Here is a 26,206-nt window from a genome sequence, read left to right on the forward strand (position 1 = left end):
GCCAAGCTCGAGGGGATGGAGCACACCAAGCAGTACGAGTTCAAGCTCAAGGAAGAGTACTTCTTCAAGTCCGACCGCGGTCTGACGAAGCGCGTCGTCGAACAGATCAGCTACATGAAGAACGAGCCGGAGTGGATGCTCAAGTTCCGCCTCCGCGCGTTCGAGATCGCCGAGAAGAAGGGCCGCCCGAAGTGGGGTCCCGACCTCTCCGACCTGAACTTCGACGACATCTTCTTCTACGTGCGGCCGAACGAGAAGCAGGGCACGGCCGGCTCGTGGGACGACATCCCCGAGGACGTGCGCAAGACCTACCAGCGCCTCGGCGTGCCGGAGGCCGAGCAGCGCGCGCTGGCCGGTGTCGGCGCGCAGTACGAGTCCGAGATGGTCTACCACAAGCTCAAGGCGGAGTGGGAGAAGCTCGGCGTCATCTTCCTTGACACGGACACGGGCCTGAAGGAGCACCCCGAGCTCTTCAAGGAGCACTTCGCCACCGTCATCCCGCCGGAGGACAACTACTTCGCGGCCGTCAACTCGGCCGTATGGTCGGGCGGCTCGTTCGTCTACGTGCCGGAGGGCGTGCACGTCGAGGTGCCGCTCCAGGCGTACTTCCTGCTCAACGCCGAGAACATCGGCCAGTTCGAGCGCACCCTCATCATCGGCGCGCCCGGCTCCAAGTTCCACTACATCGAGGGCTGCACGGCCCCCGCGTACACGAGCAACTCGTTCCACTCCGGCGTCATCGAGATCGTCTGCCAGGAGCGCAGCAGCGTGCGCTACTCGACCATCCAGAACTGGTCGCACAACGTCTACAACCTCGTCACGCAGCGGGCCATGGTCCATGAGCACGCCAGCATGGGCTGGTTGGACGGCAACCTCGGCTCCAAGGTCACGATGAAGTACCCCAGCACCTACCTCGTCGGCGAGGGCGCGCACGGGGAGGTCCTCTCCATCGCGTTCGCCACGGACGGCCAGCACCAGGACGCCGGCGCCAAGGTCATCCACGTGGCCCCGAACACGACGAGCAGCGTGGTCAGTAAGTCCATCTCGAAGGGCACGGGGCGCTCCAGCTACCGCGGCCTCGTCCAGGTCCACGAGGGGGCGACGAACGCCCGCTCCAACGTGGAGTGCGACGCGCTCCTCTTGGACGAGAACGCCCGCACCGACACCTTCCCGTACATCGAGATCAACGAGAAGACCGCCCACGTCGGCCACGAGGCCACCGTGAGCAAGCTCGACGACGAGCAGATCTTCTACCTCATGACCCGCGGGCTGGCAGAGGACGCGGCCATGGCGCTGATCGTGCGCGGCTTCCTCGACCCGGTGGCCAAGGAGCTGCCCCTCGAGTACGCTGTCGAGCTGAACCGGCTCATCGAGCTCGAGATGGAAGGGAGCGTCGGCTGACGTGGCTGCCCTGACAGACAACCCCGCCGTCGGTTCGGACGCGGTCGAGAGCATCGTCTCCGCCTACCGTGAGCCCGCGTGGCTGGCCGACGAGCGCCGCGCCGCGCTGCGCGCGTACGCCGAGCAGCCGTTCCCGACCGAGAAGACGGAGGAGTGGCGCTACACGCAGCTCAAGCGCTTCTCGTTCTCCGGGCTCGAGCTCGCCAAGGCGCCAAAGGACGAGAGCGTGCCCGAGCGCATCCGCATGCGCATCGCCGACTCCGACGCCGAGGGCGTCATCGTCCACAAGGGCAACAAGGTCGTCATGCACCAGGCCGCCATCAAGGAGGCCGGCGTCGTCTTCACGGACCTGCGCACGGCGCTCCGCGACCACGAGGCCCTCGTGCGTGAGCACCTCTACGACGTCGTCAACGCGCGCCAGACGAAGTTCACGGCCCTCAACTCCGCCCTGTGGGAGAACGGCACCTTCGTGTACGTGCCCAAGGACGTCGAGGTCGAGCTGCCGCTCGGCGCCTTCACGACCGCCGACTCAGGCGGCATCGGCCTCGGGCGCACGCTCATCGTCGTCGACGTCAACGCGCGCCTCACCTTCATCGACGAGTACACGAGCGAGCCGTTCGCCGAACGCCTCTTCTTCGACGCCGCCACCGAGATCGTGCTGAAGGACGGCGCCAAGCTCCGCTACGTCAGCCTCCAGAACTGGGGCCGCAACGTCGCCCACATCAACAAGCTGCGGGCGCACCTTGGCAGGGACGCGCGCCTCGAGTCCGTGACCGTCAGCCTCGGCGCCGACGCGGCGCGTGCCGAGGTCGAGAGCCGCCTCGAGGGCCCCGGCTCCGAGAGCGAGATGCTCGGCCTCTACTTCGCCGACGAGGGCCAGCACTTCAACCAGTTCACGCTCCAGCATCACGCGACCCCGCGCGGCTTCTCGGACGTACTGTTCAAGGGCGCCGTGCGCGACGCGAGCCAGGCCGTCTACTCCGGCATGATCATCGTCGACCCGCACGCGCAGAAGACGGACGCCTACCAGACGAACCGCAACCTCCTCCTCGACGAGGTGGCAGAGGTCGTGTCCATCCCGCAGCTCGAGATCGCGGCGAACGACGTCAAGTGCTCGCACGGCTCCACCACCGGCCCGGTGCCGGAGGACCAGCGCTTCTACCTCATGAGCCGCGGCCTGCGGCCCGAGGTCGCCGAGCATGTGCTCGTGACGGGCTTTCTCTACGAGGTCATGAGCCGCGTGACGCTCCCGAAGGTGGCCGAGTACGTCGAGCGCGTCGTGCAGGCCAAGCTGGGCGTGCCAGGGGTGAAGGAGAAGCTGTGAGCATAGCCGCGGAGGCGTTCGACGTCGGAGCCTCCGAGGAGTTCCCCGAGGGCTCCATAACGGCGCGCGTCGTCGGGGACACCGAGATCGTGGTCATCAGGCAGGGCGGCGAGCTGTTCGCCCTGCCCGACCGCTGCACGCACCAGCGCTACCCCTTGAGCGACGGCGAGCTGGAGGACGGCAAGATCCGCTGCCTCCACCACGGCGCGACGTTCGACCTCCACACTGGCAGGGCGACGCTGCCGGCCGTGAAGAAGATCCAGCTCTTCCAGGCGTTCGAGGCGGACGGGCGCGTGGTCGTATCGTTGCAGGAGCTGTAGGGGCGGGTGCCGGGGGGCGCCGCCGTCAGGTGATGGGGGTCTGAGGCGCGTGCTTATCCTTGTAAATTGAAAGTCAGACTTTTAATATGCAAGGATGAAGGTTCAGAGGCGCTTGCAGCCGACCGTCGAGAAGGCGCTGGCGCGCTTCCCCGTCGTCGCGCTGCTCGGCCCACGCCAGGTCGGGAAGACTACGTTGGCCGCCGCTATCGCCGAGCGCGCGGACCGTGATGTGCTCCGTCTCGATCTGGAGCTGCCGTCCCACGTGGCAAGGCTTGCCGACCCGGAACTGTACTTGGGTCGCTATACAGAAGCCCTCGTGGTTCTGGACGAGATCCAACGGGTTCCCGAACTCTTCCCGGTGCTGCGCGCGCTGGTGGACGCCGACCGCCGCCCAGGGCGATTCCTACTCTTGGGCTCCGCCTCGCCCGAACTCCTGCGGCAGTCGGCGGAGACCTTGGCCGGCCGGATCCGCTATCTGGAGTTGGCGCCTTTCACGATCGACGAGGTAGGCCGTACGCAGGAGAACCTGCTGCGCCTGTGGCTGCGCGGAGGGTTCCCCGGGAGCTACCTCGCCGCCTCCGACGAGGAGTCGTCGGAGTGGCGCTCCGAGTTCATCCGCACCTACCTGGAGCGCGACGTGCCGGCGCTGGGCATAGACCTTCGTGCCGAGCCGTTGCGGAGGTTCTGGCGGATGCTGGCACACCGCCACGCACAGCTATGGAACGCGAGCGAGATGGCACGTAGTCTGGGCGTCAGCCCGCCGACGGTCGCGTCCTACCTGGATGTACTGGTTGGAACGTTCCTGGCGCGGCGTTTGGAGCCGTACCAGGCGAACCTCGGCAAGCGCCTGGTCAAGTCGCCGAAGGTGTACATGCGCGACTCGGGGCTGCTGCACGCGCTCCTTGACATATCGGACCTGGACGACCTGCAAGGTCACCCCGTCGTCGGGGCGTCATGGGAGGGCTTCTTGATCGAGCAGCTCCTCACCATCGACCAGCCGAGGGATGCGGCTTTCTATCGGACGGCCGCCGGCGCGGAACTGGACCTGGTGGTGTCCCGCGGGCGGCGACCGACACGGGGATACGAGATGAAGTACTCATCCGCACCGGCAGTTGCCAAGGGCTTCTGGCAGTCGCTGACCGACCTGGAGCTGAAGCGGGCCGACGTGCTGTACCCGGGCGAGGAGCGGTGGCCCCTGCGAGAGGGCGTCGAGGTGGTGCCGGCCGTATCGGTGGGGGAGTGACGGGCCGTGCAGGCCCGGCCTCGGCGGTTTGCCTAAGCGATCACGACGCCGAGCACGACGCTGGCCTGCACGTGATCGGGCGCGAGCCCCTCGCTCGTCTTGAACGTGATGCCAACGGCGTCGGGTCCTATGCCTAACAGTTTCGCCACGGACGCGGCGATCTCGTCCCGGTATCTGCCGAGCTTGGGCGCGTCGAGCGTGACCACGGCGGCGACGTTCGTAACGTGCGCGGCCCCGGCGCGCTCTTCGAGGTCGGTCAGGGCGCGCTTCACGATGGTCCGGCTGTCGAGGCCGGCGAAGGCCGGGTCCGTGGGCGGGAAGAGCTTGCCGATGTCACCGAGCGCGTGCGTGGAGAGGAGCGCGTCCGCCAGGGCGTGCAGGAGCACGTCGCCGTCCGAGTGGGCGTCGGCGCCGCGCTCGGAGGGGACCGTGATGCCGCCGATCACTAGCGGCCTGCCCGGTGCGAGGCGGTGGGCATCCTGGCCGTGCCCGACGCGGAAAGCTGGTGACATGACCACATGCTAGCAGCGCGTGGTCGCCCCGCATGAGTTAGCCTCGAGCCATGCGGCACCTGTTGCGCCTGGGCGACCTACTCTTTCGAGACCTGCACGAGCTGTTCGCGCTGGCCGAGGCGTACCGCGACGGTGAGGGGCCGCGTTACGACGGCTGTGCCGCGCTGTTCTTCCCGCCCACCAGCCTCCGCACGCGCATGGCGTTCGAGCTGGGAGCCACGCGCATGGGGCTGCAACCGGTGACGTTCCCGCCGGAGACGCTCGACAAGCCCGAGGCGCCGGCCGACGTGGCCGGCTACCTCGCGCAGTGGGCCGACATCCTCGTGGCGCGCCACAAGGACATCGGCGTACTGGAAGGGCTGGCCGCCGCCGGGGCGCTGCCCGTCGTCAACGCCATGACGGACGTCAACCACCCGTGCGAGGTCCTGTCCGACCTCTTCGCGCTCTCCGCCACGGCCGACCCGCTGGGACTGCGCTACCTGTTCGTCGGCGCGGACGGCAACATCGCGAGGGGGTGGTCGGAGGCGGCGGCGGCGTTCGGGTTGGACCTAGTGCAGTGCTGCCCGCGGGAACTCGCCGTTCCGGGCGCGAGGTGGGAAGGCGACCTCGCGGACGCCGTTTCGCGGGCCGACGTCATCGTCACGGACGCCCCAGGGCCTCACACCGAGGCGCTCGCCCCTTACCGAGTGACCGCGGCGGTCTTGAGCTTAGCGCCGGCCGGCGCGCGCTTCGCCCCATGCCCGCCGTTCGTGCGCGGGCGAGAGGTAGCGGCCGACGCCACCGCCCACCCCGCGTTCGTCGGGTACGAGTTCAAGGCCGCCCTGCTGCCTATGCAGCAGGCGGTGATGGCGTTGCTCCTCGGTTCCGTCTAGCCGCCCCGTGCGATGATCGGACGCGTGTCTCCCACGGTCGGCGTCTTGTCGTTGGTTCTCGTGACGCTCATCTGGGGCAGCACCTTCGTCGTCGTCAAGGAGGCGCTCGACACCATCCCCGTGCCGCTCCTCCTGGCCTTACGCTTCACTCTCGCCGCGCTGCTGCTCTCATGGGCGAAGTGGGACCGGCGGGCTCTGGTGCCCGCCTTGGTGCTCGGGTCGTTGTCGTTCACCGGCTTCGCAGCTCAGACGGCCGGTCTCGCCATCACCAGCGCCTCGAACGCGGCCTTCATCACCGGGTTGTCTGTCATCCTCACGCCGATCGTGGCACGCGCCTGGCTCAAGAAGTCGCTCTCAGGCCGCGTCTACCTGGCGGCCGTCGTGGCGCTGGTAGGCCTCGCGCTCATGACGTTGCGTGAGGGCGTCGAGTCCGTCAACGCCGGCGACATCCTCATGCTGGCCACCGCCCTGTGCTACGCCCTCTACATCGTGTACCTGGGCGAGGTGGCAGGGAAGGTGCGCGGCACGTCGCTCGCCATGATGCAGCACCTGCCCATGGCGGCCCTGGCTTGGCTCTGGGCGGCGCCGCAGGCGGGCAAGCTGCCCACGGTCCCCGCGGAGACGTACCTGGCGATCGTCTACTTGGCGGTCGTGGCCACGGCGCTGATCGCCATCGTCCAGACCTACGCCCAGCGCGTCGTGCCAGCCCACCTCGCCGCCCTGATCTTCGTGCTCGAGCCAGTCTTCGCCGCGGGCTTCGCGGCGGTGCTGCTGGGCGAGCGGCTGGGCACGCTGGGGTGGATCGGGGCCGCCCTGATCCTGCTCGCCATGCTCGTAGCCGAGCTGCGGCTGCCGGGGGCCGCGCGTGACCGGCTGGCGGCGCGGGATCGTCAGGATGCGGGTCGGGGCGAGAGGTAGTACCTGTCGGAGTTCGGAACGGAGCCTAGAGCAGACCGACGTGACGTAAGGTCGAGTGAGCCCGGCGTCATCTGCTCCGAGCATCCACGCGGGACCCGCTGAGCTGTTGACCGCGGCTGCCCCGTGTCTCTATCGTGCCGCCATGCCTACTGAGAGCTCGACGGTGAACTGGCTGCTGCGCGGCGACCCAGCGATAAGGTGGCAGACCCTGCGCGACCTGGCGGGCGCGCCCGCGGAGCAGTATGCGCCGGAGCGCGCCGAAGTCGCTACGCGAGGCTGGGGCGCCGAGCTGCTGGCGCGCCAGCACGACGACGGTCAGTGGCGCGTCGCGAGGGCGGAGTGGCCGCTGGCGCCCACGCTTTACACGCTGCAGCTCCTCAGGCACTGCGGGCTCGACCCTCGGAGCGAGCAGGCGCGCCGCGCCGTCGCCAGGGTGCAGGCGGGCGTGCGCTGGGAGTTCTGGGGCAACGCCCCGTTCTTCGACGGCGAGGTGGAGCCGTGCATCAACGGCGGCGTCCTGGCCGTCGGGGCCTACTTCGGTGCGGCCTCCTCCAAGCTGGTCGACCGCCTGCTTAGCGAGCAGCTCGCCGACGGCGGCTGGAACTGCGAGGCCGAGAACGGCTCGGTCCGCTCGTCGTTCCACACGACCATCTGCGTGCTCGAGGGTCTGCTCGAGTACGAGCGCTCGGTGCAGGCCGCGCCCGCCGTGACGGAAGCCCGGCTGCGTGCCGAGGAGTACCTTCTCGAACGGCGGCTCCTGAGGCGCGCCAGCACGGGCGAGGTCATCGACACGTACTGGACGCGCTTCCCGTTCCCCGCCTACTGGCGTTACGACGTGCTGCGCGCGCTCGAGCATCTGCGGGCCGCCGGGCGCGGGCGCGACCCGCGGCTGGACGAACCGCTGGACATCGTCAGGCGCAGGCGCCGCAAGGACGGCCGGTGGTCGTTGGGTGAGCCGTACAGCTTCGATCACCACGGCATCGCCCTCGACCCGGGCCGTGGCAAGCCCAGTCGCTGGGTGACGCTGCGGGCGGCGCGGGTGTTGGAGCGCTTCGGGGGCGCTTAGGGGTTCGCGCGTCTTGTCCTTCTCGGCGGCGGGAGCCGCGCGCTCAGCGCAACTCGACTTGCACCCGCGACGCGCGGCCTTCCGCGTCCACCACCGAGAGCGTAACGAAGCCGGGTCCGTCCAGCGCCAGGCGGGTCTCGCGCTCGTAGCTGCCGACCGCAACGGGCGCGCCGTCGGCGAACCAAGTGAACGGCGCGCGGCCGCGTTCGACGCGTGCCAGGACGCCGCCCGCCAAGGGGACTACGGCGGCCCCGTCCGGCGGGAAGACGAGTTTCGGAGCGTCGTCTACCGCGACCAGCCGCGCGCCGAACTGCCGCAGTGGCGGCGGTAACTCGCCGTTGGACGCCACGATGAGCGTTCCGGGAGGCGCGGGCGGCAGCGGCCTCGGCTTCGCTCCTAGGCGCGCGAAGACCTCGAACAGCACGGGCGTGGCCACGTCGGCCCCGGTGATGGCCGGCACCGGCGTGCCGTCCGCGCGGCCCACCCACACACCGGCCACGCGTGCGCCGTCGAAGCCGATGGCGAGGGCGTCACGGTGACCGCTCGACGTGCCCGTCTTGATCGCCAACTGCCAGTCGGGCAGCGGCGCGGCGCGGCGTATGCCCGCCAGGATGTCCGCCACCTGCCAGGCGGCCTGCGGGGTGAGCAGCCGCGCGGCCGCCCCTGGCGAGGCATCGGCCGCGACGGCACCAGGCACCTGAGGTTCCGGGTCGGTCGCGCCGAGGGAACCCGTTGTCCGCGGCACCACACCGGGCGTGGCGTGGAGCGCCACCGCCTCACCGCCACGCGCGATCGTGGCGTAGAGCTGCACCAGCCCCTGCAGGCTCACGCCGATACCGCCGAGGGTGATGGCCAGGCCCGGCGTGCCGCCAGGCACCTCGGCCTCTATGCCCGCCTGCCGTAACGCCGCGAGCACGCGCGCCGGGCCCAGCGCATCGGCCAGCGCCACCACCGGGAGGTTCAGCGAGGCCCGCAGCGCCCCGCGGGCGCTGACCGGCCCCCTGAAGGTGCCGTCGAAGTTCTGCGGCGCATAGCCGCCATAGTCCTCCGGCCGGTCGTCGAGGAGCGTATCGGGGTGCAAGATCCCGTCCGAGAAGGCCAGGCCGTACACGAGCGGCTTGAGGGTGGAGCCGGGCGAGCGCAGCGCCTGCGTCATGTCCACGAAGCCGCGGCGCTCCTCGCTCGTGTAGTCGGCCGAGCCGACGCTGGCGAGGATGGCCCCGCTGTCGGGGTCGGCGACGAGCAGCGCGAGCGTCGCCTGCGCCGGCAGGTCGCGCAGCGCAGTGACGGCGACCTCCTCGAGCGCGGCTTGCAGGTCGGCGTCCAGCGTCGTCAGGTGCACCTGCCGGTCGGGCTCGGTCGCGCGCAGCCGGTCCGCCAGGTGCGGGGCGAGGCTCGGGAACGGCCGGCGCGCCGTCGGAAGCGCCTCACGGGCCGCCGCCGCGGCGGCCTCCCGCGGGACGATACCGAGCGTGGTGACCCGCTCCAGCACCCGGTCGCGCGCCGCCGCGGCGGCATCCGGGTGCTCGTCCGGCGCGCGGAGGCCGGGCGCCTGCGGCAGCGCTATCAGCAGCGCCGCCTGGGCCTCCGTCAGGCGCTCCGGCTCCTTCCCGAACCAGGCGAGGCTGCCGGCGCGCACGCCCTCGAGGTTGCCGCCCATGGGCGCCAGCTGCAGGTACAGGGCGAGGACCTGGTCCTTGGACAACACCCGTTCCAGCGCCAGCGCCACGCGCACCTGCCGCAACTTGCCGGACCACGAGCCCGTGGCGCCGTCCTCGAGCAGGCGTGCGACCTGCATCGTGAGCGTCGAGCCGCCCGAGACCACGTGCCCGTGCAGCACGATCTGGACGGCGGCGCGCGCCGCGGAGCGCAGGTCCACGCCATGATGCTGGTAGAAGCGTCGGTCCTCGTAGGCGACCAGCATGGCCAGGTAGCGCTGGTCCACCTGCTCGGGCGCCACCCCGAGCCGCCACCGCCCGTCGCCGACGGTGAAGGCGCGCAGCAGCCTGCCGTCGCGCGCCAGCACCTCGACGGAGGTGGGGACAGGCAACGGCGGCAGGATCGTCGTCGCCACCCATCGGTCGAAGGCGAGCCGACCGCCGAGGGCGAGCGCCAGCACGACGAGCGTAGCTAGGCCGAGGCGCGCCCGGCGCGAGGCCCGCCCCGATGCTTGGTCAGGCGCGGTGGGACGGCGTGCCGGCTCGCCGGGCACCTGGCTGCCCGGACCAGCCGAGCGCCTGGCGAGCGCGCGCGGGCTCACGGCCGGATCGTCACGACGTCCGTGGCGCTGAGCGCGTAGTTGCCCGGCCGGTACATGTCCTCGACCTTGGCCGCCGGGTAGCGGAACGTGCCCGGCGAGACCGCGCGCATGACGTACGCGAGCCGCAGCGGCTCCTCGGACGTCCACGTCCCCGCCGCCAGGAAGCGCTCGGAACGCGCCTCGGTCATGTCCGCGGTGAACGGCACGCTCAACCAGTCGAAGGCGCGGATGTCGCCCTCGCGCAGGAGGTTGGCGTTGTCGATCTCGAAGCCGGCCGCGAGCGCGTCGTCGATCATCAGCCGCCCGCCGGCCACGCCGCGGTCCGGCCGCACCTCCAGGACGACGACGAGGCGGTCGCCCACCTTCACGGCGCCGAGGTCGGCCGGCGCGCCGTCCGGGGTGTAGTGGCTGCGAGTGATGGTGTAGCCCACGCCCCCGGCCTCCGGCGCCACCTCGGGCACCCCGAAGGTCGTCAGCGTGACCAGCACGTCCTCGGCGCCGTCGTTGCGCAGGATGGCGGGCGCGCCGGCGTAGAGCCGCACGACGTTGCCCGCCACGGGCCGATCGTCCACGACGAGCCCTTGGCTCTGCTCGCCGAGCGCGACCGCGGCCCGCAGCGCCCATGCCGCCTCCTGCGTGGAGAGGAGGTTGGCAGGCGCCCCGTTGGCGACGAGGTTGGCGAGCCGCACGCGGTCGACGACCTTGCTACCGGCCTCGACCGCCAGCGCCAGGAGCCCGGCGCGGTCGCGCAGCGTCGTGCCGTAGTCGGCCCGCCAGCCGCCGTCGTCGGTAGGGGCGAGCGCCAGGTCTTGCGCGCGGGCGAACAGCGCCTCGGAGCGCTCCACCTCGCCGTAGGCCGCCAGCGCGGCACCCAGGTGCGCCGCCGCCAGGGGCGTGTCGAAGCGTTCCGCGAGTGTGTCGGCGTAGTAGCGGAGGTCGCCGATGGCGGCCTCGCCGGCGCGCGCCAGCACGTAGAAAGCGTAGGCGTAGCCGGCGGCGCCGCCCTGCAGGGTCCCAGCCTGCGCCACCTCGTTGCGCAGGTTGTCGAGCGCCATGCGCATGGGCGTAGCCGGCACGCTCAGCCCTTGCGCCTCGGCGCGCAGCAGCACGTCGGTGGTGTAGACGTCCAGCCATAGGTCGTAGTCGTAGTCGCCGGCACCCCACAGGCCGAAGCTTCCCGTGCGCCCTTGGCGCGTGAGGATGCGGTCGACGGCGTCTTGCGCCCTGCTTCGCGCCTCGGCGTCCGTGAGGAGCCCCAGCTCGCGTACCGTGCCGGGTGCCCACAGGAGGGGCGCGAGCGTGGAGGCGAGCTGCTCCGTGCAGCCGTACGGGTAGGCGAGCAGGCGCTGCACGAGGCCGGGCTGGTCGAGCGCCGCGCCGGCGCCGGCGAAGAGGGTCGCGCGCGCGGTGCCGGGCCGGAAGCCGGCGAGCGCGGCCGCGTCGAAGAGGAACGTCTCGCCGGGCGCCAGCACGAACTGCTCGGTGCGCGCCGTCTCCGGGTCGGTATGGCGGACGCTCAAGCGCACCTCGCGCTCCAGCACGCGCCCGTCGGGCGTGGTGAGGGCGATGCGGTACGTGTACTCGCCCGCCTCCGCCGGCTGCAGCGGCACGTCCACGACGGCGCGCCCGCCGGCGGCCAGCGTGACGGCGGCAGGCGCCTCGCCCAGGCCGTACCCTTCGACGCTGAGGCCCATCTCGCCCGCCGGCCCGCTCGCGTGGGTGAGCTCGATGCGCAGGCGGCTCGCGTCGCCGGGCGTCATGAAGCGCGGCAGGCTCGGCTGCACCACGACCGGGTCGCGCACGAGCACGTCGGCCTGCGCCTGCCCGACGGCCGCCTCGCTCCACACCACGGCCATCAGGCGCACGGTGCCGTTGAAGGCCGGCAGGTCGAACCCGAGCTCCGCGCGCCCGTCCACCAGCGTGATTGGGCCGGAGAACAGCGCCAGCAGCTCCTCGGCCGGCGCCGGGCCGGCGTTCACGGCCTCGGTCTCGGCGCCACCGCCGGAGCGCACCTGGCCGAGCGCGCCCTGGCTCGCGTCGATCAGGCGCCCGTAGAGGTCGCGGACGGCCACGCCGAGGCGGCGCTGGCCGAAGAAGTAACCCTGCGGGTCGGGGGCGGCGAAGCCCGTGAGGTTGAGCACCCCGACGTCCACCGCCGCGACGGTGGCGAACGCCTGGCCGTCCGGCACGTCGGGCACGCTCAGCACCACGTTCAGCCGCCCGCGCGGGTCGGCTGCTGCCGGCGCGGTCAGGGTCACGTCCAGCGCGCGCTCGCCGGGCGCCACCGCCGCGTGCGCCACGCCCAGGCTCCTGGCGGGCACGTGGCCCGCGGCACCGCTCGGGCGCACGAGGCTGGCGACCACGTAGGCGCCCGTGCCCCACTCCTCCGTCACGTTCAGGTCTACGGTCGTCTCGCCGTCCACGTCGACGAGGCGCAGGTCGACCACCTGGTCGGAGAGCACGGCCACCAGCGCGGTGCCGGCGCCTTCCGGCACGATGCGCAGGCGCGCGACGTCGCCGGGGGCGTAGCTGGCCGCGTCGAGCGACACCTCGAGCAGGTCGGGCGTGTCGCGCGTGGCGTCGACGCCGTACCAGCCGGCGGAGAAGGCCACGGAGGCGGTCGCGAAGCTCCCCGCCTGACGGGTGGACGCCTGCGGCTGACCGGCGGACGTGCCACCGTCGTAGGTGGCGCGCAGTTCGTACTGGCCCCACGTGACGGGCACGGAGACGTGGCCCGGGCCGCCCACCACGCTCACAGTGCCCTCGCCGACGCGCTGGCGTTCGGTGACCGGTTCCCAGAACCAGCGTCCGTCGACCGCGTACCACTGGTAACGGGTCAGCACGCGATCGACCTGCCAGCGCAACTCGCCGTCCAGCACGGCGCCGTCCGGCGCCACCAGCACGAGGTCGAAGCCCGCCTCGCCGTTCTCCGGCACGGCGCCGTCGAAGCTCGGGCGGATGCCGACGACCGGGCCGGTCGGGCGCAAGGGGAGCGTGAGGTCGCGTTCGACGGGGCGGGAGGAGCCGTCGAGGAGCAGGGCCTGGACGGTCAACGTGTAGGGGCGGGCGTCGAGCTCGAGGCCGGCGAGCGGCAACGGCGCTGCCAGCCGCCCGGCGGCGTCCGTCGTCAGGCCCGCGGGGAACACGCGCCGTTGCGTGTCGACGCGCTGGTCGTGGCGCCCGAAGGAGTAGCCGGGCCAGTCGGCCAGCTCGGAGGTCGTGGCCACGCCGACGCTGCCCGACAGGGTCAGGCCCGCGGCCGGCGCGCCGAAGAGGTAGCGCGCCTCCAGGCTGAGGTCGGGCGGGGCAGAGACGTCAACCGGCGCGCCGTCGCCGAGCGTCAGCGTGAAGTCGCTCCGCTCCGGCAGGAAGTCCTCGACCAGCACGGTCTTGGCCGCCAGCGCCGGGGCGTCCGGATCGGCGTAGGTCTCTAGGCGCCACACGCCGCGCGGCACGTCGCTCCCGAGCGAGAACGCCGCCACGTGCCCGCCCGCCACGCCGCCGTCCGTGACGACGCGCGCGTGCTCGACGCCGTCCGGCCTGACGAGCAGCACAGTCAGCGGCAGACCGCTGACGGCGCGCGCGCCCGCGTCGCGCACGAGGGCCGTGAGGTGGACGGTCTCGCTGGGGCGGTAGGCGCCACGGTCGGTGGTCATGAACACGTCCAGCGGGCCGGGGGAGAGGCGCCCGGCGACGCCCCGGTCCGAGAGGTCGAACTCCGGTTCCTCGAGCGACAGCACCGCCAGGTCGTCGGCGCCCTCGACGAGCACGAGAGCCGGGGCGGCGTTGCCCGTGCCACGCGCCAGGCCAGCCGGGAACATCGCGTGCCCCTCGGCGTCGGTCGAACCCTCGCCGAGCACGCGGTTCGAGCGCGCCACCAGCTCGACGTGCAAGCCAGCGACCGGCCGTCCGTCCGACAGGCGCTGCACGACCACGTGCAGGCCGTCCGTACCGGCCAGGGTGGTCACGCCCAGATCGGAGACGAGGAACCACTGCGTGGCGGGCGGGGTGTCGTACGGGTCCGCGCCGGGCACGCTCGCGCGCAGCACGTAGACGCCGGGGGCGAGCGCCCCGACGTCGTCGAGCGGCAGTAGCGACGTCGTGGTGTTGTTCAGGTCGCCGATCAGCTGGGCCTCGCCGTCCCAGACGGGCTCGGTCAGCAGGTCCTCGAAGCGCGCGCCGTCCCAGGCGCTCAGTGCCTGGAGGAAGCTGCCCTGCCGGATGGCGGTGACGACGTTCCGGTCCGACACGCGTAGGAGGCGCAGCTCCAGGCGGTCGGCGTTGACGGTCTCCACCGGTAGCGCGCGGGGGCCGGCGGCGGGCAGCACGTAGGTCCGGCCGGGGAAGCGCACCGTCGGTTCGCGGTCGCGCACGTAGACGGTCAGCGGCACGTCGCGTGCCAGGGAGTCGCCGCCGGCGCTCGGCAGGCCGGCGCGCAGCGTGAGGTCGTAGGTCTTGCCGTAGACCGCGCCGGTGACGCAGAGTTGCTGCCCCTCGACCTCGAGCGCCAGCGCGGTCGCCGTGCGGCGCACGAAGGGCGCGTAGTCGCGGGCCGGTGAGAGGTCCTCGGAGAACGTCACGCAGATGCGCGGCGCGGCGGTGCTGGCGTCGACGTCGTGCGAGAGGACGCGGAAGCCGAACGCCTCGCGCAGGCGCGCGAGCTCCTCGGGGGCGACGCCCGGGGTGAGACGGTCGGCCAGGCGCATGGCCTCCAGCGCGGCCTGGCCGCGGAAGGTCGCCTCCAGGGTCTGCGAGAGCACGACAAGCGCGGCCGCGCGGTCCGACTCGGGCAGGCGCAGCGTGGCGTTGAGCGCGGCCAGGAAGGCGCGGCGGTTCAGCGTGTAACGCCTGTCCGGGTCCTTGGCGGCCTGAGCTGCGAGGGCGCGGGCGTGCGCGAGCCAAGCCGGGCCGCTGTCCGCCACGGTCACGGCGGCGCCGGTCGCGGCCACGGCGTCGGCGGGCTCCTGAGCCTGGGCGGCGGCCAGCCAGTCTGCCTCCGTCCGCCCTTCTGCTTGGTAGCTCTCGGCCAGCGTCTCAGCCTGCTCGCGGGCGGCGGTGAGGTCGCTCGTGTCCAGGAAGGTGAGCGTCGCGGCGGCGGCCTCGGCCCGTTGCAGCGCGTCCGCCGGTTGTCCGGTGATAACGCCGGAGAGCGCGCCGACGAACGGCACCGGCTCGCCGAGGTTCTCCTTGAGGAAGCAGGCGCCCTGGCGAACGTTGAACGTGAAGGCCACGCACCCGCCCTCGCGCAGGCAGTTGGCCTGGCACTGCTCCAGCGTCACGTCGAAGAGCGAGGCGATGTCGTTGCCGGGGTAGTCGGTGTCCGACACCGTGGTGGCGTAACGCTCGGGGATGGTGGAGCCTTGCGCCGAGGCGCTCGGTGCCAGCCACGGGAGCGTCAGGATGAGTGCGAGCGCTAGTTTCGACCAAGGCATGGTCCGCCTCCTACACCTGAGGTGGGACCAAGCTAGCACGGGTCGTCGGTCGCTAAAGACCCGTGCCGGCGCCGTTCAGCGGACGAGCTCGATCTCCACTGCGATGCCGGCCAGTCCGCTCCAACCGCGGTCGGCGGTGACGGCTACGGCTCCATCGACCGTCGCTAACGCGAGGCAGGCGCGATCGCCGAGGGAGAGACCGGCTTCGCGGGTCGGTACACGGAGGTAGCCGCAGATGCGTGCCTGGTCTTCCGTGAAGGGGGCGACCTGCAAGCCTAGTCCGGCCAGCGCATCCTGGATGGCGTCTGCCGGCATGCCGTAGTCAGAGAGCTTGCTGACGACCTCGGCGTAGTTGACGCTGCTGATACTGGCGCCGCCCTCCAGATGGCGCGCTACCGACTCCGCTCCTGGCTCGTCGTTCAGGAGCGCCAGGACGGCCGAGGCGTCCAGCACGCTCATGAGGCCTTGGCCGCTTCCTCGCGCCGTTCGGCGATGAGCTCGTCGACCAGCTTGGCTTCCTTCGGCACGTACTGCCTCACGAGCGCCTGTGCGTGTCGGATGCCGACCGCGGCGGTGCTTATGCGCAACTCACCCCCCTCGAGCCGGATGAAGAGGTCATCGCCTTCGCTCACGCCAAGGCCCTTGCGGTACTCGGCAGGGATGACGAGCCTGCCATTCGAGCCGAGCCTTACCCGCGACCGTTCCATACCGGCAATGTAGCACGATACTGGCAAGTCTTCAGTAGCATGGTAGCTGGCCCGGTCGTGGCGCGGCTCGCGCCGACAGTGTTCTACCGCTTGGGTTGCGGTCGCTTCTGGCCGTCAACGCCCCTTGGCCGCCCTGAACGCCTCGCCTTTCATCGGCCTCCCGACGATCGGCGCCAACAGGCAGACATCGAGCGCGCCGACCAGGACGAACAGGGCGCCGAGGGCGGCGAGGAGCCACAGCCACCCGCCGTTGACGACGCCCAGCACGATCAGGGCTGCTCCGGCGATCATCCGCGTCCAGCGGCCGGCCGGTGAGGCGAGGAAGTCTAGGATGCTCATGCTGGTCTCCTCTTTTCGAAGTGCTCGTGTCGGACCTGGCGCGTCGGGCGTGACGGACCCGCTCGGCTTGCCAGCCGCACGATATTATACCCCTATGGGTATATTGACGCTCGGGCCTATCAACGAGTTCGAGGTGGAGATGCTCCCTCAGGCCCTAGTCGAGGGTGCCCCGCGACGCGCCTAGAGCGCGAGGTGGAGCCTGAGGGCGGCTTCCAACGCCAGCGTCTCCTCGGGCGAGAGTCGCGCGATCACCGAGCCCGAGAGGCGGTCCTTGCTGACGGTTCGCACTTGATTGGCCTGGGCTTTGGACGGGCGGTCGAGCGTGGCCGGCAACGCAACGTCGAAGGGGTAGACCTTGCCGATGTTGGAGGTGATCGGTACGACGGTGAGGATGGGGGCGACCCGGTTGCTCGCGTCTCGCGAGACGATCACGCAGGGCCTGAGCTTGTTGGCTTCGGAGCCGCGGGTCGGTTCGAGGTCGACCCAGTAGATGTCTCCGCGCTTCACTACCAAGTCTCTTCCGGGAGGCCGTCGGCCAGAGTGCTGTCCCAGGCCGGGTCGATCTCGCTCGCCGCTTCCGCGTAAGCCTTCTCGAGCTCCTGCTCCCTGAGCAGGGTCAGGGCGCGCTCGACGACCTCGGACTTGGTCTTGAGCGCGTGGTCGCGTTTGTACGCCTCGACGAAGCTCGCGATCGTCTCTGGAACGGATACCGAAAGCTTCCGAGGGTTCATACTCCAGATTATACGCCCAAATGGATTATCAAATGGCAGATAGATCCCAGGCGGGCGCTTTGAGTGACCGATAATGGGGTCATGGCGAACTCCAAGAGCGCCGGCTCTCACGCGCCACTGCACGCCGACGAGCTACCGATCGATGGCGCGCTGGTGCGTGCGCTGCTCGACCGCGACCTGCCCGAGCACGCGGGCCTGCCGCTGGCACCGCTACGTGCAGCCGGCTCTACGAACGCCCTGTTCCGCCTCGGGGACGACCTGCTCGTCCGGCTGCCGAGGCAGCCCGGCGGTGGCGAGAGCATCCTCAAGGAGGCCCGCCTGGCGCCGCTGCTGGCGGCGGCCCTGCCCGTCGCGGTGCCGGAGGTCGTTGCTGTCGGCGGCCCGGGTTTCGGGTACCCGGAGCACTGGTCGGTGACCCGGTGGCTCGCAGGGGAGCATCCGACCTGCGCCGGGCTGGGCCGGAGAGCGGCGCCCGAGCGCCTGGCCCTAGCCGAGGACCTGGCCGATGTGGTTCGCGCGCTGCGCGAGGTCGACGTGCCGGAGCCGGTGGACGGCGAGCTGCGCTGGTACCGGGGCGGCGCCCTAAATGACTTCGACGTCTCGGTGCGCCACTACCTTGCCCTCTGCCGCGGCATCCGCGGCCTCGATCTGGACCTGGACAAGGCCGAGGCCATGTGGGAGAAGGCGCTCGCGTTGCCGGGCGCCGCCGAGCCCGGCCCCGACCGCTGGTTCCACGGCGACCTGGTCGCCGAGAACCTGCTGGTGGCCGATGGCCGGCTCGCGGCGGTCCTCGACCTCGGCGCGGTCTCGGTCGGCGACCCGACCGTCGACCTCCACGGCGCGTGGGAGGTGCTCGATGCGCCGGCCCGCAACCGGTTCGCCGCGCGGCTCGGCGTCGACGAAGCCGAGTGGCTGCGTGGGCGGGCCTGGGCGCTTGGCATCGCGCTCGGCGCGTTGTCGTACTACTGGGAGAGCATGCCCGGTCGGCGAAGCGATCGGTTGGCTATGGCGCGGAACGTGCTCACTGATTGACTCGGTTCATTTGACGGCCCAGCCCGCACCATGCTTGGAAATGGCGTTCGCGCTGCCTGCCTTCCCCGCAGGCCTCATAAGAGGCGAAACGCGATGGCAGCGACGAGGGTAGGGAGTAGCGCTGCCACCAAGAGGCCTAGGGGGCTGACGACTCCACCGGCGACGTGCTTACGCAAGATGGCGACGCCCGCCGGGTTAGGGGCGTTGGCGATGATGGTCAGTCCCCCACCGGTTACCGCTCCGGCCACGAGGGCGTACTTGAACTCTTGAGACAGGCCTTGCACGAGTGAGCCCAAGTAGGTGAGCGCAGCGTTGTCCGTGAAGGCGGTGAGGGCCGTGGCGCCGAAGAACACCTGATCGGCGGTCATGCGGGTGAGTAACGGTTGCAGCCACCAGGACTGCATACCGCCGAGTACGACGAGCCCGGCAAGGAAGAACGCGACCAGCAAGCCCTCCCGCAAGATGAGGCGGTCCTGATGTCGTTCGTAGGCGGCGGCGACGCCGAGGAAGAGGAGGAAGATGCCCATGAACATGGCCGGGTGATGGGCGAAGACGACGACGCCCGCCAGGAAGCCGATATGGGTCAAGACGAGAGGCAGGGGCACGGGGTTCTTGCCTGAGCTACCTGCGGGCGCTAGGCGCAAGAGCTCCTTCCGGAAAAGCAGGGTGGCGCCTGCGGCGTTCGCCAGAACCGCCAAGGCTGCTTTCCAGCCGAAGTTGCTCAACATGAAGCTAAGGCTCCAGTCCCATGTGCCGGCTACCATCAGCACCGGTGGGGCGGCGAAGTTGGTAAGTGTGCCGCCGATCGAGACGTTGACGAATAGAACGCCGAGCGTGGCGTATTTGAGCCGGTTCGAGACCTGTCGGCTGAACAGACTGTTGGCGAGGACCAAGGCCGCGAGCGTCATGGCAGCCGGCTCTGTGATAAAGGAGCCTAGCACCGGTACTACGGAGAGGACGACGAAGTAAAGCCCCGCGCTGCCCGGTAGCGGTATGGCGCGCGACAGGAGGCGTACGAGGCGCATGGCCGTCTGTATGATCGGTCGCGTTCCGGCGATGACCATGATCGCGAATACGAACATCGGCTCCGTGAAGTTACGCGAGTCCACATAATCGGTGGCGGCTTTCGGGCCTTCGGCCGCGACTATCGCCACGATGAGCACCATGGCCCAGAACCCGAACACCACTTCGACTTCGCCGAGCAGGTGCCATACCCCGGCATGCCGGGGGTTCGAGCGTTCTAGACGCGAGAAGATCTGAGCGGAGAACGTATGCAGAATAGCGACGCCAAACAGGACGGCGGCGATCAACTCTACGGTCGTAGGCGTCATGGTGGGGCATCCGTCACGGCAGCCAACTTACCACTCGCGGTCCGAATCCAAGATCTCGGATGGCGTGGAAGTCCGGCGTGGGTGAAAGAAAAGCGACTGCTTGCGATGAGACTCCTTACGGAGTTCCTCACGGGGTCGCGCTTAGGCTCTCAAGGCTCCACCTGCCGCAACTGCTCCACCACGCCCCTGTCCTCCAACGTGCTCGTGTCGCCGATCAGCTCCTGGCCCGTCGCCACGCTGCGCAGGAAGCGCCGCATGATCTTGCCGGAGCGGGTCTTCGGCAGGGCGTCCGCGAAGCGCACCTCGTCGGGGCGGGCGATGGCGCCGATCTCGGCGGCCACGTGCTTGCGGAGCTCCTCGCGGAGCTTGTCCGTCGCCTCGAAGCCCTTCTCGAGGGTGACGAACGCCACGATGCCCTGGCCCTTCAGCTCGTCGGGGCGGCCGACCACCGCGGCCTCCGCCACGGCGGGGTGCGAGACGAGCGCCGACTCGACCTCCATGGTGCCGAGGCGGTGGCCAGAAACGTTCACGACGTCGTCAACGCGGCCCATGACCCAGAAGTAGCCGTCGGCGTCGCGGCGCGCCCCGTCGCCGGAGAAGTAGACGTGCGGGACCTCGCCCCAGTACTGGTTGCGGTAGCGGTCGTCGTCGCCGTACACGGTGCGCAGCATGCCGGGCCACGGGCGGCGCATGACGAGGTAGCCGCCCTGGTCTACGCCCGCCTCGTTGCCGTCGGCGTCCACCACCGCGGCGTCCACCCCGAAGAGGGGCAGCCCGGCGGAGCCCGGTTTGGTGGCGTGCACGCCCGGGATGGTCGAGATCATGATGGCGCCCGTCTCCGTCTGCCACCAGGTGTCGACGATCGGGCAGCGGTCGCCGCCGATGACGCGGCGGTACCACATCCAAGCTTCCGGGTTGATGGGCTCGCCCACGGTGCCGATGAGGCGCAGGCTCGAGAGGTCGTGCTTCTCGGGGTACTCGCGCCCGAGCTTGATGAACGCCCGGATGGCCGTCGGCGCCGTGTAGAACACGCTCACGCGGTAACGCTCGATCATCTCCCAGAACCGGTCCGGGGCGGGGTAGGTGGGGTTGCCCTCGTACATGACCTGCGTCGCCCCGTTGGACATGAGGCCGTAGACGACGTACGAGTGGCCCGTCACCCAGCCGATGTCGGCGGTGCACCAGAAGATGTCGTTGTCGCGCAGGTCGAACACGTACTTCGAGGTCAGCGACGTGTGGACGAGGTAGCCGCCCGTGGAGTGCAGCACGCCCTTCGGCTTGCCGGTGGAGCCGGACGTGTACAGCACGTACGCCGGGTGCTCGGCGTCTACCGGCACGGCCTCGCACTCGTCGGAGGCGCCCTGCATGAGCTCGTGGTACCACTCGTCGCGCCCGGCCTCCATGTCGATCGTGTTCTCGGCGCGCCGCACGACGATCACGTGCTTCACGCTCGGGGCGGAGGCGAGCGCCTCGTCGACCGCCGGCTTCAGCGGCAGCACGGCGCCGCGGCGGAAGCCGCCGTCGGCCGTGATCACCACGCTGGCCTGCGCGTCGTTGATGCGATCCGACAGGGCGTGCGAGGAGAAGCCGCCGAACACGACGGAGTGCGGCGCCCCGATGCGCGCGCAGGCGAGCATGGCGACGATGGCCTCCGGGATCATGGGCATGTAGATGGCCACACGGTCACCGGTCTTCACGCCCTTGCCCTTGAGGACGTTGGCGAAGCGCTTCACCTCGGTGAGCATCTGGCCGTACGTGATGGTGCGCTTGTCGCCCGGCTCGCCTTCCCAGAAGAACGCGACCTTGTTGGCCTTGCCCTCGTTCACCTGGCGGTCGAGGCAGTCGTACGCCAGGTTCGTCTTCCCGCCCACGAACCACTTCACGTGCGGCTCGTTCCACTCGCGCACCTGCGTCCACGGCTCGAACCAGTGGTGGCGCTTGGCGGCCTCGCCCCAGAACGTCTCCGGGTCGTCCAGCGACTGGCGGTAGAGCCGCTCGTACTCGGTGGCGTCGTTCAGCAGGGCGGCGCGCTGGAAGGCCTTGGGCGGCTGGAACTCGCGCGCCTCTTGCAGGACGGATTCTATGGTGTCTGCCATGGGTTCTCCCGAGGATCGTGGAGTCTGTGGCGTGGCGTTCGAGATGAGTCTTGCGCGCGCCTGACAGCGAGTCTGTTCGTCGTTGAGGAGCATAGCCCAGTAGCGGGTGCGTGGCAAACGCCGTTCTCACGGTGCGCGCGGCTGCTCCCGCCGGCCCACCGTGCGGTGATCGGCCGGCCCTTGCTAGGCGGCGACCGCCTAGGACCCCGCCCGGAGCCGCTGGTCAGGCCCGGGGGCGCCGCCGCGGCAACTGCCACCATCCGGGCGTGAAGATGACGAACACCGTTACGACCTCGAGGCGCCCCGCGCACATCACGAACATGAGCACGAGCTTGCCTAGGACGGGTAGATGGTCGAGTTCGCCTATGGGGGCGAAGTTGTTGAGGCCCGGCCCCGTGTTGCCCAGCGTGGCGATGGCGGTGCTGAAGGCGGCCGTGAAGTCAGCGCCGAGGAACACGAGCACTACGGCCGTGAACGCGAACAGCCCGATGTACAGAGTGAGAAACGCCGCGACCGCCCGCAGGGCGTCCTCGGGGATGATGCGGCCGCCGATGCGGATGGGCATGACGGCGCGCGGGTGCAGCGCCCGCCGCACCTCGCGGCCCGTGATCTTGGCGACCATCAGCCAGCGCAGCACCTTCACGCCGCCGCTTGCCGAGCCGGCGCTGCCGCCGACGAACATGAGCGCCAGGAGCACGGCTTGCGCGGGGGTACTCCAAGTCTGATAGTCGAGAGAGGCGAAACCGGCGGTAACGACCATGCTAGTAGCTTGAAAGAGTCCGTGGCGGATGGCATCGAGGGGCGCGAGGTTCTCTCCAAGCAGCAATACGGCAAGCAGGGCCCCCGCCACGAGCTGTATGGCCAGGTAGACGCGGAACTCGGCGTCGCGCAGCACGTTGTGCTTACGGCCCGTGATGGTGCCGTAGACGAGGAAGAAGCTCGTACCGGAGAGAAACATGAAGATCACGGCGACCCATTGGGTGGCCGCGCCGTAACCGATGAAGCTCTCGGCGTTCGGGCTGAACCCCCCGGCTGCCAGCGTTCCAAGGGCGTGAGCGGCGGCGTCGAACGGTCCCATCCCGGTCAAGTAGTACGCGATGGAGCATACGAAGGTGAGGGCCATGTAAAGCCCAACGACCGCCATAGCCGTCTGTCGCAGTTTGGGTGTCAGGCGTTCTTCCTGCGGGCTAGGCACCTCGGCGTTGAAGAGCTGCCGCCCGGCGATCGCGAGTTGCGGGAAGACCGCAAGGAAGAGGACGAGGATGCCTACTCCGCCCACCCACTGCGTCAACGCGCGCCACAGCAGCAGGGAGGGGGCCACGGCTGAGAAGTCGGTGATAGTAGTAGCGCCGGTCGTAGTGAAGCCGCTGACGGATTCGAACGCGGCGTTCAGTAGTGACATATGGTGACCAAGCGCGTACGGCAGAGCGCCAAGAGCCGGAAGCACGACCCACGAGAGCATCACCGCCGCGAGGGCTTCCCGGCGGCTCGGTTCGGCGTTGGCGTTGCCGGCGCTGCGCAACCACCAGCCCAGTGGCACGCCGACCACGACGACCGCCAGGAAGCCGAGCGCGGGTTGCCGATCGATCGACGCGTAGGCGGTGAAGATGGCGGCAGCCATGCTGAGAGCGTGCACACCCGTTCCAAGGACGTAAGGCAAGAAGCGTCCTCGGCCACTATCCGATCTAGTCAACGGGCGGACAGGCAGCCTGACCGGGGGTATCAACTCGCCGCCCTCCTCATGCTGCTCGCTGCGTCTTCGCGTCTTGAACTACTCCTCGGCACCGAGGTGCGCCTATGTGGTGACCTCCACCAGCCTGGGGTGAAGACCACGAACACGGTCACCACCTCGAGCCGCCCCGCGTACATGACGAAGGTGAGCAGACCGCGACTGATGGGGTGCAAGTCCGCGAAGCTTGCCATCGGGCCGATGCTCTCCAAGCCCGGCCCGACGTTACCTAGGCAGGAGATCGCCGCCGTGAACGCCACTACGAAGTCGGCCCCCAGCATGACCAGGACCAGGGTAGTGACTGCGAACAACCCGATGTATAGGGTGAGGAACGCCGCCACGGCACGCACTACCTCCTCGGGCACAGTGCGTGCGCCGACTCTCACCGGCAGCACGGCACGCGGGTGTAGGGCGTGGATCAACTCGCGGCTCGTGCCCTTGGCTAGCACGAGCCAGCGCATGACCTTCACTCCGCCACTAGCCGAGCCCGCGCAGCCGCCTACGAACATCAAGATCACCAGCAACATCTGGGCCGGTAGGGACCATAGGGCGAAGTCGGCGGAGGCGTAGCCGGTGCTTGTCACGATGCTAGCCACCTGGAATAACGAGTGCCGGATCGCGTCGAGAGAAGAGTAACGGCCCACCAGTAACAGCGTGAGCACGCCGCTCGCGGTCAGAAGTATGAGCGTGTAGGTGCGGAGTTCGGCGTCGCGAAGGAGGTCGCGTGGCCGTCCGGTGGCGGCGCGGTAGAGCAGCGCGAAGTTGGCGCCGGCGAAGAACATGAACAGGATGGCGACCCATTCCATGCCGCTGCTCTGGAACCCCGCGAAGCTGAGCCCGTTGGGGCTGAAACCTCCCGCGGCGAGAGTGGTGAGGGCGTGGGCGACCGCGTCGTAAGAGCTCATCCCGGCGAGCCTGTAGCCGATCGCGCAGGCCAGCGTGAGTGCCGAGTAGACGCTCAGGACTGCCACTGCTGTGTTCCGTAGGCGCGGAGTCAGACGCTCCTCGGTCGGTCCGGGCGCTTCCGTGAAGAAGAGCTGCCGCCCGGCGATGGCCAATTGGGGGAACACGGCGATGAACAGCACCAGGATGCCGATGCCGCCCACCCACTGCGACGAGGCGCGCCACATGAACAGCGCCTTCCCGAACGTGGAGAAGTCTGTCAGGACGGTGGCGCCCGTGGTGGTGAACCCGCTCATGGACTCGAACACGGCGTTCAGAACGGACATGCCGCCGTCGATGACGTACGGTGCCGCGGAGAGCGTCGGTAGCAAGAGCCACGACACCAGCACGGCGACGAGCGCTTCGCGGCGGCTCGGCTCGGCGCCGCTCCGACCCCGGCCTCTCAGCATCAAGCCTAGTGGGAGCGTCACGATGGTCGTAGCCGCGAACCCTAGGAAGCGCTCGCGCAACAGCACTGCATACAGGGTGAACACCGCGGCGCCGAGGGCCAGGGCGAGCAGGCCCGCCCCGAGGACGTAAGGCACGAACCGTCCTCGGACATCGGCGTTCGGCATCAGGGCACCGGCGTCTTGGCCCGCCGCGCGTCCAGCCACTCCTCTACCTCGTCCACCTGGTCAGGAGTGGTCACGAGGTAGAGGTGGTCGCCGGGTTGCACCACGGTGTCGCCGCCCGGCACCATCACGCGCCCATCGCGCTCTATGGCGCCTATCAGCATGGCTTCCGGCGTACCGAGGTCCCTGACGCGTCCGCCGAGGGAGCCTTCCGGGAAGGTGACCTCCATGACCTCCGCCCGGTCCTCGATCGTGGCCAGGTGCTCGACCTCGTCGACTTGGAGCCAGTTGATCACCTCTTGGACGGCGGCGGCACGCGGGGTCAGCGGCGCGTCGATGCCGACACGCGTGAACAGGCGGCGGTTGCGGGTACGGCCGACACGCGTGATGACCTTCGGGATGCCGAGCTGCTTACTCATCAAGGACACGAGGAGGTTCTTGGCGTCATCGTCGGTGACGGCGACCATCACGTCGGCGTCCTCCGCACGCTCCTGTTCGAGTAGTTCCAAGTCGGTGCCGTCACCCTTGAGTACGAGCGCGCGCGGCAACAACTGGGCGAGTTTCTCACAGCGCTCGGGGTCTTCCTCGATGATCGTGATGTTGGCCCTGTCTGTCATCAACTGCTGCGCGACCATGAACCCGACGTTGCCGCCGCCCACGATCACCACTCTGGGAGAGCGCTTATGCGGCGCGAAGCGCCGTTGTAGTTCTCGCATGCGCTCGGTGGTGCCCATGAACACGACCCTATCGCCGGCCTCGAACACCGTCGCGCCGGTCGGGATGATGAAGTCCTCACCTTTGATGGCGCCCACGGCGAGCACGCCCTGCGGCAAGGCCAGGGAAGAGAGGTTCTCGCCACGGAAGGGGTCGTGGGGCTCCAGGAGGAACTCCAGGAGCGTGATCCGCCCGTTGGCGAAGCGTGCGCTGTCCACCGCGCGGGGTGCGCGCACGATGTCGGCGATCTGGTGCGCGAGGATCCGCTGGGGCCACAGCACGCGGTCGATGAGCAACCCGACGGACTCGAAGGCGCCGTCACGCTTGAAGGCGTCGACGTAGCGCTGGCGGGTGACGAAAGCGAGTGTCAGCTTGGCGCCAAGACCTTTGGCCGCGAGGCAGGCCAGGACGTTGACGTCGTCCGATGCCGTGCAGGCGATGAACGCCCTGGCGCGGTCAACCTGAGCGGTGCGTAGGTCGTCCGGGTCCGTGCCGTTGCCGCGCACGAACTGCACGTCTAGCGAGGCGAAGGCGGCCTCGCGCTCCGGATCCTGATCGATCACGATGACACCGTGGGTACGGTGCAGGGCGGCCGCGAGCAGAGCGCCGATCTCGCCACCACCTACGATGACTACCTGCATAGGTCGCTCATACTACAGTTACGC

Annotated in this window: 21 protein-coding genes; 8 read left to right on the forward strand and 13 right to left on the reverse strand. The window is 69.8% G+C overall.

The features are described 5' to 3' along the window. Positions 1 to 15: 15 nt before the first annotated feature. The 4 genes from sufB to M9914_06565 all read left to right on the forward strand — a co-directional run bounded on the left by sufB (position 16) and on the right by M9914_06565 (position 4,288). Entirely contained in the window at positions 16 to 1,401 is a 1,386-nt protein-coding gene (sufB, locus tag M9914_06550) for a Fe-S cluster assembly protein SufB (protein ID MCO5173838.1), read from the forward strand. 1 nt (position 1,402) lies between these two features. Next, positions 1,403 to 2,725, forward strand: a complete 1,323-nt coding sequence (sufD, locus tag M9914_06555) for a Fe-S cluster assembly protein SufD (GenBank protein ID MCO5173839.1) — start codon at positions 1,403 to 1,405, stop codon at positions 2,723 to 2,725. Next, positions 2,722 to 3,045: a Rieske 2Fe-2S domain-containing protein gene (locus tag M9914_06560; protein ID MCO5173840.1), complete on the forward strand. Its 324-nt coding sequence runs from the start codon at positions 2,722 to 2,724 to the stop codon at positions 3,043 to 3,045. Before sufD ends, M9914_06560 begins: the two co-directional genes overlap by 4 nt. Before the next feature lie 94 nt (positions 3,046 to 3,139). Beyond that, entirely contained in the window at positions 3,140 to 4,288 is a 1,149-nt protein-coding gene (locus tag M9914_06565) for an ATP-binding protein (GenBank protein ID MCO5173841.1), read from the forward strand. 32 nt (positions 4,289 to 4,320) lie between these two features. On the opposite strand, the gene ispF is transcribed toward M9914_06565, so the two are convergent. Next, positions 4,321 to 4,800 carry a 2-C-methyl-D-erythritol 2,4-cyclodiphosphate synthase gene (gene ispF / locus M9914_06570; GenBank protein MCO5173842.1) on the reverse strand — a complete coding sequence of 160 codons (480 nt, stop codon included), beginning with the start codon at positions 4,798 to 4,800 and terminating at the stop codon, positions 4,321 to 4,323. Positions 4,801 to 4,850: 50 nt separating this feature from the next. Between ispF and M9914_06575 the strand changes: the two genes are divergently transcribed. From M9914_06575 to M9914_06585, 3 genes are all read left to right on the forward strand, one after another. After that, the gene (locus tag M9914_06575) at positions 4,851 to 5,672 is read left to right on the forward strand and encodes a hypothetical protein (protein MCO5173843.1); all 822 of its coding nucleotides are present in this window, start codon (positions 4,851 to 4,853) and stop codon (positions 5,670 to 5,672) included. 24 nt (positions 5,673 to 5,696) lie between these two features. Next, on the forward strand, positions 5,697 to 6,590 hold the full coding sequence (locus M9914_06580; GenBank protein MCO5173844.1) for a DMT family transporter: 894 nt from the start codon (positions 5,697 to 5,699) through the stop codon (positions 6,588 to 6,590). A 142-nt stretch (positions 6,591 to 6,732) separates the two neighbouring features. Continuing rightward, the gene (locus tag M9914_06585) at positions 6,733 to 7,656 is read left to right on the forward strand and encodes a hypothetical protein (protein MCO5173845.1); all 924 of its coding nucleotides are present in this window, start codon (positions 6,733 to 6,735) and stop codon (positions 7,654 to 7,656) included. A gap of 43 nt (positions 7,657 to 7,699) precedes the next feature. On the opposite strand, the gene pbpC is transcribed toward M9914_06585, so the two are convergent. From pbpC to M9914_06620, 7 genes are all read right to left on the reverse strand, one after another. Continuing rightward, complete coding sequence (pbpC, locus tag M9914_06590) at positions 7,700 to 9,916, reverse strand: penicillin-binding protein 1C (GenBank protein ID MCO5173846.1); 2,217 nt, start codon at positions 9,914 to 9,916, stop codon at positions 7,700 to 7,702. Further along, positions 9,913 to 15,348, reverse strand: a complete 5,436-nt coding sequence (locus tag M9914_06595; protein ID MCO5173847.1) for an alpha-2-macroglobulin family protein — start codon at positions 15,346 to 15,348, stop codon at positions 9,913 to 9,915. The genes pbpC and M9914_06595 overlap by 4 nt, the downstream gene beginning before the upstream one ends. Positions 15,349 to 15,423: 75 nt before the next feature. Further along, positions 15,424 to 15,807 (reverse strand): type II toxin-antitoxin system VapC family toxin, encoded by a 384-nt coding sequence (locus tag M9914_06600; protein ID MCO5173848.1) that lies wholly within the window; start codon positions 15,805 to 15,807, stop codon positions 15,424 to 15,426. After that, on the reverse strand, positions 15,804 to 16,055 hold the full coding sequence (locus tag M9914_06605; protein MCO5173849.1) for an AbrB/MazE/SpoVT family DNA-binding domain-containing protein: 252 nt from the start codon (positions 16,053 to 16,055) through the stop codon (positions 15,804 to 15,806). The genes M9914_06600 and M9914_06605 overlap by 4 nt, the downstream gene beginning before the upstream one ends. A 114-nt stretch (positions 16,056 to 16,169) precedes the next feature. After that, positions 16,170 to 16,394 (reverse strand): DUF2892 domain-containing protein, encoded by a 225-nt coding sequence (locus M9914_06610; GenBank protein ID MCO5173850.1) that lies wholly within the window; start codon positions 16,392 to 16,394, stop codon positions 16,170 to 16,172. 180 nt (positions 16,395 to 16,574) lie between these two features. Next, positions 16,575 to 16,901 carry a type II toxin-antitoxin system PemK/MazF family toxin gene (locus M9914_06615; GenBank protein MCO5173851.1) on the reverse strand — a complete coding sequence of 109 codons (327 nt, stop codon included), beginning with the start codon at positions 16,899 to 16,901 and terminating at the stop codon, positions 16,575 to 16,577. Then, positions 16,901 to 17,125: an antitoxin gene (locus tag M9914_06620; protein MCO5173852.1), complete on the reverse strand. Its 225-nt coding sequence runs from the start codon at positions 17,123 to 17,125 to the stop codon at positions 16,901 to 16,903. Before M9914_06620 ends, M9914_06615 begins: the two co-directional genes overlap by 1 nt. Before the next feature lie 81 nt (positions 17,126 to 17,206). Between M9914_06620 and M9914_06625 the strand changes: the two genes are divergently transcribed. Continuing rightward, positions 17,207 to 18,157: a phosphotransferase gene (locus tag M9914_06625; GenBank protein MCO5173853.1), complete on the forward strand. Its 951-nt coding sequence runs from the start codon at positions 17,207 to 17,209 to the stop codon at positions 18,155 to 18,157. 74 nt (positions 18,158 to 18,231) lie between these two features. Here the strand turns inward: M9914_06625 and M9914_06630 are convergent, their stop codons facing one another. The 5 genes from M9914_06630 to trkA all read right to left on the reverse strand — a co-directional run bounded on the left by M9914_06630 (position 18,232) and on the right by trkA (position 26,182). Continuing rightward, positions 18,232 to 19,488 carry a putative Na+/H+ antiporter gene (locus tag M9914_06630; GenBank protein MCO5173854.1) on the reverse strand — a complete coding sequence of 419 codons (1,257 nt, stop codon included), beginning with the start codon at positions 19,486 to 19,488 and terminating at the stop codon, positions 18,232 to 18,234. Between the two features lie 149 nt (positions 19,489 to 19,637). Then, positions 19,638 to 21,584: an acetate--CoA ligase gene (gene acs / locus M9914_06635; GenBank protein ID MCO5173855.1), complete on the reverse strand. Its 1,947-nt coding sequence runs from the start codon at positions 21,582 to 21,584 to the stop codon at positions 19,638 to 19,640. Positions 21,585 to 21,807: 223 nt separating this feature from the next. Continuing rightward, entirely contained in the window at positions 21,808 to 23,205 is a 1,398-nt protein-coding gene (locus M9914_06640) for a TrkH family potassium uptake protein (protein ID MCO5173856.1), read from the reverse strand. A gap of 101 nt (positions 23,206 to 23,306) precedes the next feature. After that, on the reverse strand, positions 23,307 to 24,830 hold the full coding sequence (locus M9914_06645) for a TrkH family potassium uptake protein (GenBank protein MCO5173857.1): 1,524 nt from the start codon (positions 24,828 to 24,830) through the stop codon (positions 23,307 to 23,309). Continuing rightward, positions 24,830 to 26,182, reverse strand: a complete 1,353-nt coding sequence (gene trkA, locus M9914_06650; protein MCO5173858.1) for a Trk system potassium transporter TrkA — start codon at positions 26,180 to 26,182, stop codon at positions 24,830 to 24,832. Before trkA ends, M9914_06645 begins: the two co-directional genes overlap by 1 nt. Between the last annotated feature and the right edge of the window lie 24 nt (positions 26,183 to 26,206).

Source organism: Trueperaceae bacterium, from assembly GCA_023954415.1.
Classification (GTDB): Bacteria; Deinococcota; Deinococci; order Deinococcales; family Trueperaceae; genus JAAYYF01.

What these genes read in the sequence shown, in the direction of transcription:
- sufB (MCO5173838.1), top strand. Translation starts at nt 16, where the DNA reads ATGGAGCACACCAAGCAGTACGAGTTCAAGCTCAAGGAAGAGTACTTC.
- M9914_06565 (MCO5173841.1), top strand. Translation starts at nt 3,140, where the DNA reads ATGAAGGTTCAGAGGCGCTTGCAGCCGACCGTCGAGAAGGCGCTGGCG.
- ispF (MCO5173842.1), bottom strand. Translation starts at nt 4,800, where the DNA reads ATGTCACCAGCTTTCCGCGTCGGGCACGGCCAGGATGCCCACCGCCTC.
- M9914_06575 (MCO5173843.1), top strand. Translation starts at nt 4,851, where the DNA reads ATGCGGCACCTGTTGCGCCTGGGCGACCTACTCTTTCGAGACCTGCAC.
- M9914_06585 (MCO5173845.1), top strand. Translation starts at nt 6,733, where the DNA reads ATGCCTACTGAGAGCTCGACGGTGAACTGGCTGCTGCGCGGCGACCCA.
- M9914_06595 (MCO5173847.1), bottom strand. Translation starts at nt 15,348, where the DNA reads ATGCCTTGGTCGAAACTAGCGCTCGCACTCATCCTGACGCTCCCGTGG.
- M9914_06600 (MCO5173848.1), bottom strand. Translation starts at nt 15,807, where the DNA reads ATGAGCGTGCTGGACGCCTCGGCCGTCCTGGCGCTCCTGAACGACGAG.
- M9914_06605 (MCO5173849.1), bottom strand. Translation starts at nt 16,055, where the DNA reads ATGGAACGGTCGCGGGTAAGGCTCGGCTCGAATGGCAGGCTCGTCATC.
- M9914_06610 (MCO5173850.1), bottom strand. Translation starts at nt 16,394, where the DNA reads ATGAGCATCCTAGACTTCCTCGCCTCACCGGCCGGCCGCTGGACGCGG.
- M9914_06620 (MCO5173852.1), bottom strand. Translation starts at nt 17,125, where the DNA reads ATGAACCCTCGGAAGCTTTCGGTATCCGTTCCAGAGACGATCGCGAGC.
- M9914_06625 (MCO5173853.1), top strand. Translation starts at nt 17,207, where the DNA reads ATGGCGAACTCCAAGAGCGCCGGCTCTCACGCGCCACTGCACGCCGAC.
- M9914_06630 (MCO5173854.1), bottom strand. Translation starts at nt 19,488, where the DNA reads ATGACGCCTACGACCGTAGAGTTGATCGCCGCCGTCCTGTTTGGCGTC.
- acs (MCO5173855.1), bottom strand. Translation starts at nt 21,584, where the DNA reads ATGGCAGACACCATAGAATCCGTCCTGCAAGAGGCGCGCGAGTTCCAG.
- M9914_06640 (MCO5173856.1), bottom strand. Translation starts at nt 23,205, where the DNA reads ATGGCTGCCGCCATCTTCACCGCCTACGCGTCGATCGATCGGCAACCC.
- M9914_06645 (MCO5173857.1), bottom strand. Translation starts at nt 24,830, where the DNA reads ATGCCGAACGCCGATGTCCGAGGACGGTTCGTGCCTTACGTCCTCGGG.
- trkA (MCO5173858.1), bottom strand. Translation starts at nt 26,182, where the DNA reads ATGCAGGTAGTCATCGTAGGTGGTGGCGAGATCGGCGCTCTGCTCGCG.